Genomic DNA, 14,424 nt, shown 5'->3' on the forward strand with positions numbered 1-14,424 from the left:
CACGAGAAACTATGCATAATATAGAACCCTTTTATAACTGGAGGCATTTATATACAGCCGAAGAGGATGAGCTTTCCCCATTTTATGGCCGGGAGTATAGCGAGTTTACCTTTTCCAACACCGTATATAATTATTATGTACATCCGCAATGGGACGATTTTGGTGCCCGTAACCTATATCTTAAAGTACTCTTTGCAGATTACCAGTTTAATTATGCGATTATAGAAGTGCTGGGAGAGTGGGATGATTGCATTGCAAATGATATTATGACCCTGAAAAGGGAGATCATCGACCTGATGATAGCAGAGAAGATCTACAAATTTATCCTTATCACTGAAAATGTGATGAATTTTCACTCTTCAGATGATTGCTATTACGAAGAATGGTGGGATGATATCAAAGATGAGGGAGGCTGGATAGTGAGCCTGAACATGCCGGAGCATACCCGGCAGGAATTTGAAAAGGCCCGCCTGTACAATTATATGCATTTTATTGATAATGATAAATGGCGAACATTTCAGCCTCAGCATTTGTATAATATGATTGATAATATTATGCTCAGAAGGCTGGAATAATATTGTTTATGCGGTAATTTATGAACTATCGTATTAAAATTACCTGAGAAATATCATTTGGTTTTAACATTTACTGGGTTAATTTTGCCCGACATTTCGGAATAACATTATATTACTTTAAGGAAGCTTAGAATTTAATTTATGAAGTGGTCACAGTTCTTTAATACCTCGATAGGGAAAAAACTATTAGTAGGTGCTACCGGTTTGTTTCTATGCAGTTTTGTAATAGTGCACCTGGCAGGTAATTTTCAGTTGTTGTATAATGATGAGGGGCAGGCTTTTAATGCTTATGCAGCCTTCATGGGACATAACTCCCTGATCCAGTTTATTGCATGGGGATTGAAGATCGTAATAGTGATCCATGCCTTTATTGCTATCCAGCTTACTATTCGTAACAGAGCTGCCCGTCCGGTAAAGTATGCTATTAATCCGGGTAACCAGACATCCTCCTGGTACAGCCGTCAGATGGCTATTATGGGAAGCATCCTGTTTATTTTTATTGTTATTCACCTGGCCAATTTCTGGTGGGGTTTTCACTATGGTGAAATACCTGTGAAGAGCTATGAAGGCACAGCATACAAAGATCTTTACCAGGTAGTACAGGTAGCCTTTAAGCAGCCTTTGCTGGTAGTACTGTATGTAGTGGGAATGATTGCTTTATCTTTTCACTTGATCCACGGCTTTAAAAGTGCCTTTCAAACTTTTGGTTTAAATCATAAAAAGTATAACGGGTTAATCAATTTCGTAGGTATCTGGCTGTTCGGAATAGCGATTCCTGTTGGTTTTGCTGTTATTCCCCTGATTATATTTTTTAAATAATTCTGTAAAGTAAGGATATATGTTGAATGCAAAAATTCCTGCCGGACCATTAGAAAAAAAATGGGAAGACTATAAAGGACATTGTAAGCTGGTAAACCCTGCCAACAAGCGTAATCTGGAAGTGATCATCATTGGAACCGGATTGGCAGGCGCGTCAGCTGCGGCATCTTTGGGCGAGTTAGGATATAAGGTAAAAGCATTTTGCTTTCAGGATAGTCCCCGCCGTGCTCACAGTATTGCTGCACAAGGTGGTATCAATGCTGCTAAAAATTACCAGAATGACGGTGACTCCGTATTCCGGTTGTTTTATGATACTGTAAAAGGTGGTGACTACCGTGCCCGTGAGGCCAACGTTCACCGCTTATCGGAAGTAAGTGGTAATATTATTGACCAATGTGTGGCACAGGGTGTTCCCTTTGCCCGTGAATATGGCGGATTACTGAGCAACCGCTCTTTTGGTGGTACACAGGTACAGCGTACCTTCTATGCTGCAGGTCAAACTGGTCAGCAGTTGCTGCTGGGTGCTTATTCCGCCCTGGAGCGCCAGGTAGCCCTGGGTAATGTGAAAATGTACAGCCGGCATGAAATGCTGGAAATTGTGAAGATAGACGGCAAAGCCCGTGGTATCATTGCCCGTGACCTGATCACCGGTCAGCTGGAGCGCCACTTTGGTCATGCGGTATTGATATGCAGCGGTGGATACGGTAACGTGTTTTACCTGTCTACCAACGCTATGGGCTCCAATGTTACCGCTGCCTGGAAAGCCTGTAAAAATGGAGCTTACTTCGGTAACCCCTGCTTTACACAAATCCACCCTACCTGTATCCCCGTATCCGGTGATCACCAGTCTAAACTGACCCTGATGTCAGAATCATTACGTAATGACGGACGTATCTGGGTACCAAAACAAAAGGGAGATACCCGTAAGCCTAACGAAATACCGGAGGAAGAAAGAGATTATTACCTCGAAAGAAGATATCCTGCCTTTGGTAACCTGGTACCACGCGATGTGGCTTCCCGTGCTGCTAAGGAAAGGTGTGATGCCGGACATGGTGTAGGTAGCTCCCGTCAGGCAGTATACCTGGATTATGCTTCTGCTATTGAGCGTTATGGAAATATTGAAGCGGGCAAACGCCAGATCTCCAACGCTTCCAAAGAAGAAATTATTAAGCTGGGTAAAGAAGTAGTAGCTGAGAAATATGGTAACCTGTTTGACATGTACGCCAAAATTACCGGTGAAGATCCTTACAATGTACCGATGCGTATTTACCCAGCCGTACACTATACCATGGGTGGCTTGTGGGTAGATTATGAGCTGATGACCACCGTACCGGGTTTATATGCCCTTGGTGAGGCCAACTTCTCCGATCACGGCGCTAACCGCCTGGGTGCTTCTGCGCTGATGCAGGGGCTGGCAGACGGTTACTTCGTTATTCCTTATACCATGGGTAATTACCTGGCTGATGATATCCGTACCAAAGCTATTCCTACAGATCATCCTGCCTTTGTGGAAGCAGAAAAGAATGTGAAAAATACGATTGATAAGCTGATGAGCATCAAAGGCACGAAATCGGTGGATCACTTCCATAAAAAACTGGGCAAGATCATGTGGGATAAATGTGGCATGGCCAGGAATGAAGCTCATCTGAAAGAAGCGATTGAAGAAATCAAAGCGTTACGTGCAGAGTTCTGGAAAGATGTAAGAGTGCCTGGTGAAGCCAATGAGTTTAATCCTGAGCTGGAAAAAGCAGGCCGTGTGGCTGATTTTCTCGAACTGGGAGAACTGATGTGTATGGATGCCCTGAACCGTCGTGAATCCTGTGGTGGTCACTTCCGTGAAGAATCACAGACAGAAGAAGGGGAAGCAAAACGTGATGACGACAACTTCAGCTATGTATCTGCGTGGGAATACAAGGGTGAGAGCCAGTTTGAACTACATAAGGAACCACTGGAATTTGTTGAGTGCAAACCAACACAACGTTCTTACAAATAAGGTTATTGGTGGACCGTTACCGGTTTAACCAGGAATTGTAAATCAAATAATTGTCCAAAGTATATGGAACATTATAACATGAACCTCACCTTAAAGGTGTGGAGGCAGAAAAACGCAAAGGATCAGGGTAGATTTGAAGCATATGAGGTGAAGGATATTTCATCTGAAATGTCTTTCCTGGAAATGTTCGATGTACTGAACGAACGCCTGATCAACGAAGGAAAAGATCCTATTGCATTTGACCACGACTGCCGCGAAGGTATTTGCGGTATGTGTTCTATGCATATCAATGGCCGTGCACATGGTCCATGGCAGGGTACTACTACCTGCCAGCTGCACATGCGGGCATTTAAAGATGGTGATACTATCACGGTAGAGCCCTGGAGAGCAGGTGCGTTTCCGGTTATTAAAGACCTGACCGTACATCGGGAGGCTTTTGACCGTATTATGGAAGCAGGTGGGTTTATTTCTGTAAACACAGGTAATGCCCAGGATGCCAACAATCTTCCCGTTGCAAAAGATCATGCGGATGCTGCGTTTGCTGCTGCTGCCTGTATTGGTTGCGGTGCCTGCGTGGCGGCATGCAAGAACTCTTCTGCTATGCTGTTTGTTTCTGCTAAGGTGTCCCAACTGGCGTTGTTACCACAAGGACATCCTGAAAGAAAAACCCGTGCATTAAACATGGTAGCACAAATGGATAAGGAAGGTTTTGGTAGTTGTACCAACACAGGTGCCTGTGAAGCTGAATGCCCTAAAGGTATTTCTCTTACCAACATTGCCCGCCTGAACCGTGAATTCATCGGAGCAGGATTTACGTCTGAAAAGTAAAAAGTACAAATAGATAGAAATTAGTAACAAGCCTTCCTTCGGGAAGGCTTTGTTATTTAATGACTTATATAGCCTTAACCCCGTTTAAAATCCCCTACTTTCTGAGACCTGACGAATGTCATTCTTTATCTTCTGCCTATAGCTTTCTTTTGTATTTCAGAAAGCTTCATACATGACAAATAGCACTTTACACAAATTTCATATCCCTGTGATGGGATTAGCCTATACTATTGACTCTCCACTAAAGGTGGCACAGTTCGGTATTGCTTCTGTGATGTCTATTATAGAAGACCGGCTGATTGAGCTGATGCGGAGATATTATTACCAACAACTGCAGGAAACTTATGAACCTATTTCTGATAAAGAGGAAAACTACCGTTCCAGGCGTATTACAGACTACCTGAACCTGGTAAACAGAACGGTGAAGCAGCAGGTGGAACAGTTAAGACAAGCTGCTTTTGAAGCAGGATCCAACGTAGTAAAGTATTTTGAAATGCTGCCGGAAGATCATGCGCTGAAACAGTTGTATAACAAGATGACTGCCACACAGGATGTAACAGAAAAGGAGACGATGCAGGCATACCTGCGCAGCCAGATCGTACCGGGAAGCATAGATGTCAATATCATGACCAAGGTAGACAAGAATAATTATGATAAGGATGGCATACCGGTAGAAGAAGGATCTGATGCACTGGTATCCTTGCGTGGATATGCAGAAAGTGACCTGGAAAACTCGTCGATTGTTTTCTCTGCAGGGATGAATCCCCGTTTGTATAACTACCTGGAAAAGTGGAAAGTATTTCAGGCAAAAGGCCTGGGAGTGTTTGAAAAAAAGATAGTCATCAAGGTGAGTGATTTCAGGTCTGCCCTGATCCAGGGAAAGTACCTGGCCAAAAAAGGGCTGTGGGTAAGTGAATTCAGGATTGAATCCGGCCTTAACTGCGGAGGGCATGCATTTGCGTCTGACGGGTATTTGCTGGGACCTATTATGGAAGAGTTTAAAACCCGCCGGGAAGAATTGGTGGCTACGTTGTTTGAGTTATACAATAAATCACTGCAGGCAAAAGGGGAAGTTATCTATGATGCGCCGCATCCCGTAAAGATAACGGTGCAGGGAGGAATAGGTAATGCCGCAGAACAAAACTTCCTGACGCGTTTTTACCAGGTAGACAGCGTAGGCTGGGGAACTCCCTTTTTACTGGTACCTGAGGCTACTACCGTAGATGCGCCTACGTTGGAGCTTTTATGTCAGGCAGAGGAAGATGATGTGATATTGAGTAACAACTCTCCGCTGGGGGTACGCTTTAACTATCTGAAAGGCGCTTCCGGAGAAATAGAAAAGCTGGATCGTATTCACAAGGGGATAGCAGGCAGCGCTTGTCCGCAGAAATACCTGGTATCCAATACTGAATTTACAGAGAAACCTATCTGCACTGCTTCCCTGGAATATCAGCGTTTAAAACAAACACAGATTGACCAGCTGGATCTGCCGGAGTCTGAACGGAAGAAACGGATTGCCGTGATGCAGGAAAAAGAGTGTTTATGTATAGGGCTGAGTAATGCCGCAAATCATAAGTACGGGTTACCGCTCATCAAAAAATTGCAGGGAGTAACCATCTGCCCCGGACCTAATATTGCCTATTTTTCGAAAGAAGTGTCTTTGCAGGAAATGACGGATCACATCTATGGCCGGCATGATTTACTGGAAGGAGTAGACCGTCCGGATCTGTTTGTAAAAGAAATGCAGCTGTATGTATCCTACTTTAAGGAAATGCTGAAAGAGGCCGGAGCAGGGCTGTCTGACAAGAAACCCAAATACTTCCAGGAGTTTTATAACAACCTGTTGTCCGGAGTAGCCTATTACAAAAGTATTATGGCACAGCTGGAGGAGTTTTCTGACAGCATGAAAGCTGCCATGCAGAGAGGGCTTGAGAAATCGATTGCGGAATTAGAACAACTGTGGAAAGCACATCAGGAGGTAATAGCATAGTTTGCTGTTCGTGGATTATAATTGCATTTCTTCCGAAATGTCAGTATTATTATGGCCATCCGCGCTCATAAAAACTAATGTATTATGTCCGATCAATCACGTAGAAAATTTATTAAACATTTAGGCAGCACTGCTGCATTATTAGGAGTTGGTTCTTTATCCGCCTTTGGGAAAGAGCATGTGCCAGTGAATATTTTACATCCCGACAGAAAGGTTTCCGCCAACGATAAGATCAGAGTGGCTTGCGTGGGGATGGGGATTATGGGATTTGGTGATGTGCAGACAGCTATCCAGGTACCTGGTGTGGAGTTTGTAGCCGCAGCAGACCTGTATGATGGTCATCTGGCCAAAGTAAAAGAAGTATTTGGTGCGCAGGTACATACTACCCGTGATTACCGGGAATTGCTGAACCGCAAGGATATTGACGCGTTTATAGTAGCTACGCCGGATCATTGGCATGACACTATTTCTATCGCTGCGATGGAAGCAGGGAAAGCGGTATACTGCGAAAAACCGATGGTACAGCAGGTAGCGGAAGGGCATAAAGTGATTGCTACGCAGCAACGCACCAAAGCCGTGTTCCAGGTGGGTAGCCAGCGGGTAAGCAGTGTTGCCATGGCAGAGGCGCGTAAAAGATACCAGGCTGGTGAAATAGGACAGCTCAATATCGTAGAGGCCCGTATGGACCGTCACAGCGCTTTGGGAGCCTGGCAGTATTCCATCCCTACAGATGCTTCTCCGGCTACGATCGACTTCGATACCTTCCTGAAGGATACTTCCAAAGTACCTTTTGATCCGGTAAGGTTTTTCCGCTGGAGAAATTATCAGGCTTATGGTACCGGTATCCCTGGTGACCTGTTTGTACACCTGATCACCGGACTGCATTATATCACCGGTTCCCTGGGACCTAACCGCATCTATGCCAGTGGCAACCTGGTACAGTGGAAAGATGGCCGGGATGTACCGGATGTAGTGGTAGCTATTTTCGATTACCCTGAAACCAAAGAACATCCGGCATTCCAGATGACGCTGCGGGTCAACTTTGCAGATGGTAGCGGTGGTGGTGAGTACACCCGCCTGATTGGTACAGAAGGTGTGATGGAAATGGGATGGAATGACTTTAAGATCAAAAAGCATAAGCTGCCTGTAGCACCGGGTTATGGCGGATGGGATACCTTCAATACGTTTACCAAAGCGGAACAGGAAGCCTATATCAAACAATACAATGCCAAATATTCTGAAGCAGACCGTAAAGAGGTGAGTGTGGCTGAATCGGCTTATGCAGCGCCAAATGGTTATGATGAGCGTTATGACCACTTTGTAAACTTCTTTGAAGCCATGAGAGGTGGTAAGCCGGTGGTAGAAGACGCTACTTTCGGACTGCGTGCAGCCGGACCAGCTCTGGTCACCAATGAAAGTTATTTTAAAAGAAAAGCGATCAACTGGGACCCGTTGAAAATGCAGGTAATCAAATAGTAAGGATATCAAAAGGGAGGCGGACAGCCTCCCTTTTTTGTTAAATCCCCCCTTTGTAGCGGCTATTGCCCAGGAAAATACCAGTATCTCAGTACCTTTTCTTAAATTTATTTCCTCTAAACCAAATGCCAATATGAAAGGCGCTCCAATTTTTTGTATGCTTGGAATGATCAGCATACTATCCTGTAATGAAAACAAACGCAAGATGTCTGAGGAGATAGCGATCAAACCGCCCGTAGCAGAAAAGATTAAAAAAGAACTGACCATTCACGGCGATACCCGTATTGATAATTACTATTGGATGAACAACCGGGAGGATCCAAAGGTAATAGCCTGGCTGAATGCAGAAAATGCATACCTGGATACCATTATGGCTCCTTCCAGGAAGCTGGAGGACGACCTGTTTGAAGAGATGAAAGGCCGTATCAAGGAAACCGATGTGAGTGTCCCTTATCTTAAAAGCGGCTACTATTATTATACCCGTTATGAACAGGGCAAAGAATACCCTATTTATTGCCGTAAGAAGGGAAGCCTGGAGGCTACAGAAGAGATTATGCTCAACGTAAATGAAATGGCGGCAGGGCATAGTTATTTTCACGTAGGCGGTATGGACGTCAGTACTAACGGGAAGTTGCTGGCCTATAGCGTAGACACTGTAAGCAGAAGGGAATACACCACCCATATTAAAAACCTTGAAACAGGAGAGATATTACCGGATGCTATCCCCCAAACGGAAGGGGATGCTACCTGGGCCAATGATAATAAAACCCTGATCTATTCCCGCAAGGATACTGTTACCCTGCGTGCCGACCGCATTATGAAGCATGTGTTGGGCGAAAAGACAGACAAGGAAATGTTTAATGAAAAGGATGAGATGTTTTCGGTAGAAGTACATAAAACGAAGTCGGATAAGTACATCGTGATCAATAGTGAAAGTACACTTACCTCCGAAAGCAGGATTATGGATGCCGACAAACCGGAAAATGGTTTCCGGGTATTTTATCCCCGCGAAAAGAATGTACTGTATGAGGTGGATCATAAAGGCGATAAGTTTTACATCGTTACCAATTGGGAGGCACAGAATTTCCGATTGATGGAAAGTCCGCTGGACAAAACCGGTAAACAAAACTGGAAGGAAGTAATTCCCCACCGGACAGATGTATTGTTGCAAGGCATGGAACTGTTTAAGGACTATATGGTGCTGTCGGAGCGCAAAAACGGGCTTGCTCAATTGCGGGTAATCAATTCCAACAATCAGCAGGAGCATTACCTGCATTTTGATGAGCCTGCTTATGTAGCCAGCATTGCTGTGAATCCGGAGTTTGATACAAAAGAATTGCGGTATACCTACGCATCTATGACGACGCCTAATTCTACCTACGACTACAACATGGAAACCCGGAAGAATGAGTTAAAGCGCCGGCAGGAAGTGTTAGGAGGATATGATCCGCAGCATTATACCACTGAGCGTTTAATGGCTACAGCTAAAGATGGTACCCAAGTACCTATATCGCTGGTGTACAAAAAAGGATTTGAGAAGAATGGCAAAGCACCTTTATTGTTGTATGGCTATGGTTCTTATGGTATTACCATGGAGCCTTCTTTCAATTCCAACCGGTTGAGTTTACTGGATCGTGGGTTTGTTTATGCGATTGCCCACATCCGTGGAGGCCAGGAAATGGGCCGTCAATGGTATGAAGATGGTAAGATGTTTAAGAAGAAAAACACGTTTACTGATTTTATTGATTGTGCAGAATACCTGATCAGCAATAAATACACCAGCAAAGCGCACCTGTATGCCAAAGGGGGCAGTGCGGGAGGCTTGCTGATGGGCGCTGTTATCAACATGCGTCCTGACCTGTGGCATGGGGTATTGGCAGGGGTACCCTTTGTAGATGTAGTGACCACGATGCTGGACGAAAGTATTCCACTTACCACCGGAGAGTTTGACGAATGGGGGAATCCCAAGAACAAGGATTCTTACGATTATATGAAGTCTTATTCTCCTTATGATAATGTAGAACATAAGGCATACCCCAATATGCTGGTTACTACCGGGTTGCATGATTCTCAGGTGCAATACTGGGAGCCGGCTAAATGGGTGGCTAAATTGCGGGAAATGAAAACAGACAGCAACCTGCTGCTGTTGCATACCGACATGGATGCTGGTCATGGTGGCGCATCCGGCCGCTTTAAAGCATTGAAGGATGTAGCATTGGAATTTGCGTTTTTGTTGAAACTGGAAAACAGCTATTAATCTTTAGCTATTAGCTTTTGGCTATTAGCTATTAGCTTCCTGCCGTTTATTGAAGAACATAGTTTATAGCCATTAGCTTTTGGCTTCCGTTTCTTTGTTGAAGACCATGATTGGGAACCTTTGTTTTAGCTGTTAGTTTCCTGCCTTTTGTTGAAAGGCTTGAATTACAAAAGCTAACAGCTAAAGGCTAAAAGCTAATAGCTTTCTCTTCTATTTCTTCCTCGAACTAACTGATTTTCCTAAAAATATTTCGGCCATACGGTCAAAAATAACGGGGTCGTCTGTGGTGTAATAATCACGGAGGCCCTTTTTGCTTAGGCGAACTTCCATTTCCGGGTGCCGGTGCAGGTAATCTTTAAGGCTGTGGGCCACTATTTTGCCTTGTGAGATAACGGTAATACCCCCTGGCAGGTATTCCTTTATTTTTTTCATCAGTAAGGGGTAATGGGTACAGCCCATTACCAGGGTATCTATATTGGGCGCAGTGGTCAGGATTTTGTCCAGGTATTCTTTCACAAAATAGTCGGCGCCATCACTTTCATGCTCATTGTTCTCTACCAGCGGCACCCACATAGGGCATGCCTGCTGCTGTGTTTTTACATGAGGGAAAAACTTACTGATCTCAATAGGGTAGGATTCTGAGTTGACCGTACCCTGAGTAGCCAGTATGCCTATTTCACCGGTTTGTGTGAGGGTGCCTACCATTTCTGTAGTAGGGCGTATCACACCCAGCACCCGATTGGTAGGAGCCAGGGTGGGCAGGTCTTTTTGCTGGATAGTACGGAGTGCTTTGGCTGAAGCGGTATTGCAGGCCAGGACAACCAGTGGACAGCCCATATCAAACAATTGTTTTACACAGTCGAGCGTATAGGCATGTATGGTATCAAAGCCACGGTTGCCATAGGGCGCGCGCGCATTATCGCCCAGGTATATATAGTCATATGCAGGTAATTCAGCAATGATTTCCTTTAATACGGTCAAACCTCCATATCCTGAATCAAATACACCGATGGGTCCCTGTTGCATAAAATTATAATGGTTAGTGATACGTATAATGAGCCTATGTCGGTTTATTGGTTTTTAAGCCCGCGGCCGGTAAGGTCATATATTTTCTGGATTTCGTGCAGTACGCCTTCAAAATCGATTTCGAGATCTATCAGTAATCCCTGGTGCAGGTCATATACCCATCCGTGAACGATCGGATAGCCTTTTGCCACGTAGGACTTTTGCACTGCCGCCGTTTTGATAATATTGATACATTGCTCCTGTACATTCAGTTCCACCAGGCGGTCATAGCGTTGATGTTCATCCTCTATAGCATTCAGTTCTACCATATGGAGGCGGTATACATCCCGGATATTCCGGAGCCAGGGATTGAGTAAGCCGAGGTCTTCTGCCTGCATGGCTGCTTTTACACCGCCACAGGAATAATGCCCGCATACAATGATATGCTTCACTTCCAGCTGTACTACGGCATAGTTGATAGAAGCCATTACACTGAGGTCGGTATTATTTACCAGGTTGGCTACATTGCGGTGTACAAATACTTCTCCACCACCCAGGCCCATGATTTCATTAGCCGGTACCCGGCTATCGCTACAGCCTATATAGAGATAATCCGGTTTTTGTTCCCTGGCCATGTTCTCAAAAAAATCTTTATCAGTTGCGATTTTTGAGGCTACCCATGCTTTATTGTTTTCGAATATTTGTTTATATCCAGGCATAATTTTTATGATTTGAGTGCCGGAAGCATTTGCTTACCAGCATTTTATTTGATCTGTAACGGGCGATAAAGATAGGTATTGCAGTTAAAATCTATATAATGTGGATAAAATGGCTGGTATCTGATTTGTTTACAGTTGTTTATAGAATGTAAAATAGGGTTATTTAAATAATAGGGCGGCCTGTAAGTACATTGAAATCAATGGATATGATTAACGTTCTTTTAAATTGGAAAGCGGGCATAAATTTGTACCTTTGCGGATTCAAATTTCATAGTCAGTATGATCAGTGTAAAAAACGTAACGCTCTCTTTCGGTAAAAGGGTATTATTTGACGAAGTAAACCTCAATTTCCTCAAAGGAAATTGTTACGGTGTAATTGGTGCAAATGGGGCAGGTAAATCTACCTTCCTGAAAATTTTGTCCGGCGAAATAGAGCCGAACAAGGGAACTGTAGAGATTACAGCAGGAGAGCGCATGAGCGTATTGAAGCAGAACCACTTTGAATTTGACGAAGTTACGGTATTGAATACGGTATTGATGGGTAATAAGAAGCTCTGGGAAGTGGGTAAGGAAAGGGATGCTATCTATGCCAAGGAAGATTTTACCGAAGCAGATGGTATGCGTGCAGGAGAACTGGAAGCAGAGTATGGAGAGATGGGTGGATATACCGCAGAGAGTGATGCCGGCGTATTGTTGGGGGATCTGGGAGTAAAGGAAGAAATGCACCAGATATTGATGAAAGATATCAGTGGTAGCTTGAAAGTACGGGTATTGCTGGCGCAGGCATTATTTGGAAACCCGGATATCCTGTTGCTGGATGAGCCTACGAATGACCTGGATGTGGAAACGATTGGCTGGCTGGAGAACTTCCTGGGCGACTATGAAAATATTGTAATTGTTGTATCACACGACCGTCACTTCCTGGATGCTGTATGTACGCACGTAGCGGATGTGGACCGTAGCAAGATTCAGATCTTTACCGGTAACTATTCCTTCTGGTACGAGTCTTCTCAGTTAATGGCCCGTCAGCTTTCCGACAAGAACAAGAAGATGGAAGAGAAACGTAAAGATTTGCTGGACTTTATTGCGCGTTTTAGCGCCAATGCGTCCAAAAGCAAACAAGCTACTTCCCGTAAGAAAGCATTGGAAAAACTGGTGGTGGAAGACATTCAGCCATCAAACCGTAAATATCCGGGGATTATCTTCAAGCAGCTGCGTGAAGTGGGTAACCAGATTCTGAATGTGGAAAAACTGGAGAAATCCAATGAGGGCCGCAAATTGTTTACAGATATCAGCTTTTCTGTAAACAAAGGTGATAAAATCGCTTTCCTGTCCAGGGATCATATGGCGCTGACCACCTTCTTTGAAGTGATTAATGGGGAAGTAGATGCAGACAGTGGAAAGCTGGAATGGGGTACTACCGTAACGAAGGCTTACCTGCCAAACGATAATGCACAATTCTTTGAAGATAAAACCCTGCACCTGATGGATTGGCTGCGGCAGTATGTGCCCCCACACGTTACAGATGTGGATGAGCCTTTCCTGCGTGGTTTCCTGGGCAAAATGCTGTTTAGCGGGGATGATATCATGAAGAAGACCGCTGTATTGAGCGGAGGAGAGAAAGTACGTTGTATGGTAAGCCGTATGATGTTGCAGGACCCGAATGTATTAGTGCTGGATGAGCCTACCAACCACCTGGACCTGGAGTCCATTCAGGCTTTCAACGAAAGTATGATCAACTTTAAAGGCGTGGTATTGTTTACAACGCATGACCATACCTTTATGCAATCCGTAGCGAATCGTATTATAGAAATAACACCTAAAGGCGTAATTGACAGGCTGATGACGTTTGATGAGTATCTGGCGGATGACCGTGTAAAAGCGCTGCGTGAAGAATATTATGGAGAGGGTGTACCAGCATAATGCTATGCACCGGTATATGGCGAAAAAGCAGGGAGCAGTTTAGTCTGTAATAGTAAGGAATTAAACATAAGCTGGCAGTTTACAGCCGATAAGCAGCAATATTAAAAAGCTTGCTTATCAACTGTAAACTGCCTTTTTTTATGCCTGTACTTTTTCAGGCGAATTCCTGTATTTAAAAGGGAGGAGGATGAGTGGAGCTGTGTGCTTACAGAAATTCCCCGATTACTTTCATTTTATTTGCGTCAAGGGGTTTGGTAATGTAAGCCATGAGTTCGGGGGTACGCTGTACTTTTTGCATATCTCTTACATCGATAGAGGAAGAACACATGATAATGGGGATGGGTTGTTGCAAAGAGGGTTTAATATCACGGAAAGCCTCGATAAAATCCCAGCCATTCATACGTTGCATATTCATGTCCAGGATGATCAGAGAGGGCAACAAGGGTTGTGTTGGAGATGTTAAGTGTTCCAATGCTTCTTCAGCACACAAAAAAGAAGTAACCACCACATTATCGGCTTCTTGATCTAACATCTTTTTAATGATGAAATGAAATATTTCATCATCGTCTACAACATACACTAGTTTATTCATGTCTTCTATGCTTGTGTGTTTTGTCTGGAGGTGGTACTATTTTCCCAATAGTCGGCAAGGCACATAACAATATTCGTCTGCATTCAGGTTGTTTTTCCTACAGCATGGGTTGTAAATCAGTCTTCCGGCTCCGGCTATACGCTAAAACATACGCAAAGAAAGTTAATTTTATTTTATTTTTATATATGTTTTTGCCAATAACTAATCGTTAACAAAACTTATGTTGTTAATAATATGATCATCATAT

At 44.1% G+C, this 14,424-nt stretch carries 11 protein-coding genes; 8 read left to right on the top strand and 3 right to left on the bottom strand.

Annotated features, from left to right (window positions below):
* Positions 1-11: 11 nt before the first annotated feature.
* The 7 genes from ABR189_RS00350 to ABR189_RS00380 all read left to right on the top strand — a co-directional run bounded on the left by ABR189_RS00350 (position 12) and on the right by ABR189_RS00380 (position 9,938).
* The gene (locus ABR189_RS00350) at positions 12-575 is read left to right on the top strand and encodes a hypothetical protein (protein ID WP_354658439.1); all 564 of its coding nucleotides are present in this window, start codon (positions 12-14) and stop codon (positions 573-575) included.
* Positions 576-716: 141 nt separating this feature from the next.
* Positions 717-1,394, top strand: coding sequence for a succinate dehydrogenase cytochrome b subunit (locus tag ABR189_RS00355; protein ID WP_354658440.1), 678 nt, complete (start codon positions 717-719; stop codon positions 1,392-1,394).
* Positions 1,395-1,413: 19 nt separating this feature from the next.
* A complete protein-coding gene (locus ABR189_RS00360) occupies positions 1,414-3,387 on the top strand; it encodes a fumarate reductase/succinate dehydrogenase flavoprotein subunit (RefSeq protein WP_354658441.1) in 1,974 nt (657 codons plus the stop codon).
* Between the two features lie 63 nt (positions 3,388-3,450).
* Positions 3,451-4,215 carry a succinate dehydrogenase/fumarate reductase iron-sulfur subunit gene (locus ABR189_RS00365; RefSeq protein WP_354658442.1) on the top strand — a complete coding sequence of 255 codons (765 nt, stop codon included), beginning with the start codon at positions 3,451-3,453 and terminating at the stop codon, positions 4,213-4,215.
* A gap of 172 nt (positions 4,216-4,387) precedes the next feature.
* Complete coding sequence (locus ABR189_RS00370; protein ID WP_354658443.1) at positions 4,388-6,205, top strand: hypothetical protein; 1,818 nt, start codon at positions 4,388-4,390, stop codon at positions 6,203-6,205.
* An 84-nt stretch (positions 6,206-6,289) separates the two neighbouring features.
* Entirely contained in the window at positions 6,290-7,681 is a 1,392-nt protein-coding gene (locus tag ABR189_RS00375) for a Gfo/Idh/MocA family protein (protein ID WP_354658444.1), read from the top strand.
* 205 nt (positions 7,682-7,886) lie between these two features.
* On the top strand, positions 7,887-9,938 hold the full coding sequence (locus ABR189_RS00380; protein WP_354658445.1) for a S9 family peptidase: 2,052 nt from the start codon (positions 7,887-7,889) through the stop codon (positions 9,936-9,938).
* A 210-nt stretch (positions 9,939-10,148) separates the two neighbouring features.
* On the opposite strand, the gene murI is transcribed toward ABR189_RS00380, so the two are convergent.
* Positions 10,149-10,964, bottom strand: a complete 816-nt coding sequence (gene murI, locus ABR189_RS00385; protein WP_354658446.1) for a glutamate racemase — start codon at positions 10,962-10,964, stop codon at positions 10,149-10,151.
* Positions 10,965-11,008: 44 nt separating this feature from the next.
* Positions 11,009-11,662, bottom strand: a complete 654-nt coding sequence (locus tag ABR189_RS00390) for a carbonic anhydrase (protein ID WP_354658447.1) — start codon at positions 11,660-11,662, stop codon at positions 11,009-11,011.
* Positions 11,663-11,941: 279 nt separating this feature from the next.
* Here ABR189_RS00390 and ABR189_RS00395 point away from each other — a divergent pair, with 279 nt between their 5' ends.
* On the top strand, positions 11,942-13,585 hold the full coding sequence (locus tag ABR189_RS00395; protein ID WP_354658448.1) for an ABC-F family ATP-binding cassette domain-containing protein: 1,644 nt from the start codon (positions 11,942-11,944) through the stop codon (positions 13,583-13,585).
* A gap of 205 nt (positions 13,586-13,790) precedes the next feature.
* Here the strand turns inward: ABR189_RS00395 and ABR189_RS00400 are convergent, their stop codons facing one another.
* A complete protein-coding gene (locus tag ABR189_RS00400; RefSeq protein ID WP_354658449.1) occupies positions 13,791-14,177 on the bottom strand; it encodes a response regulator in 387 nt (128 codons plus the stop codon).
* Positions 14,178-14,424: the final 247 nt, after the last annotated feature.

The organism is Chitinophaga sp. H8, assembly GCF_040567655.1.
GTDB lineage: Bacteria > Bacteroidota > Bacteroidia > Chitinophagales > Chitinophagaceae > Chitinophaga > Chitinophaga defluvii.

Excerpts from the sequence above, each read along its gene's own strand:
- ABR189_RS00355 (WP_354658440.1), top strand. The coding sequence starts at position 717 with ATGAAGTGGTCACAGTTCTTTAATACCTCGATAGGGAAAAAACTATTA.
- ABR189_RS00380 (WP_354658445.1), top strand. The coding sequence starts at position 7,887 with ATGTCTGAGGAGATAGCGATCAAACCGCCCGTAGCAGAAAAGATTAAA.
- ABR189_RS00375 (WP_354658444.1), top strand. The coding sequence starts at position 6,290 with ATGTCCGATCAATCACGTAGAAAATTTATTAAACATTTAGGCAGCACT.
- ABR189_RS00370 (WP_354658443.1), top strand. The coding sequence starts at position 4,388 with ATGACAAATAGCACTTTACACAAATTTCATATCCCTGTGATGGGATTA.
- ABR189_RS00395 (WP_354658448.1), top strand. The coding sequence starts at position 11,942 with ATGATCAGTGTAAAAAACGTAACGCTCTCTTTCGGTAAAAGGGTATTA.
- ABR189_RS00390 (WP_354658447.1), bottom strand. The coding sequence starts at position 11,662 with ATGCCTGGATATAAACAAATATTCGAAAACAATAAAGCATGGGTAGCC.
- ABR189_RS00360 (WP_354658441.1), top strand. The coding sequence starts at position 1,414 with ATGTTGAATGCAAAAATTCCTGCCGGACCATTAGAAAAAAAATGGGAA.
- ABR189_RS00365 (WP_354658442.1), top strand. The coding sequence starts at position 3,451 with ATGGAACATTATAACATGAACCTCACCTTAAAGGTGTGGAGGCAGAAA.
- murI (WP_354658446.1), bottom strand. The coding sequence starts at position 10,964 with ATGCAACAGGGACCCATCGGTGTATTTGATTCAGGATATGGAGGTTTG.
- ABR189_RS00400 (WP_354658449.1), bottom strand. The coding sequence starts at position 14,177 with ATGAATAAACTAGTGTATGTTGTAGACGATGATGAAATATTTCATTTC.
- ABR189_RS00350 (WP_354658439.1), top strand. The coding sequence starts at position 12 with ATGCATAATATAGAACCCTTTTATAACTGGAGGCATTTATATACAGCC.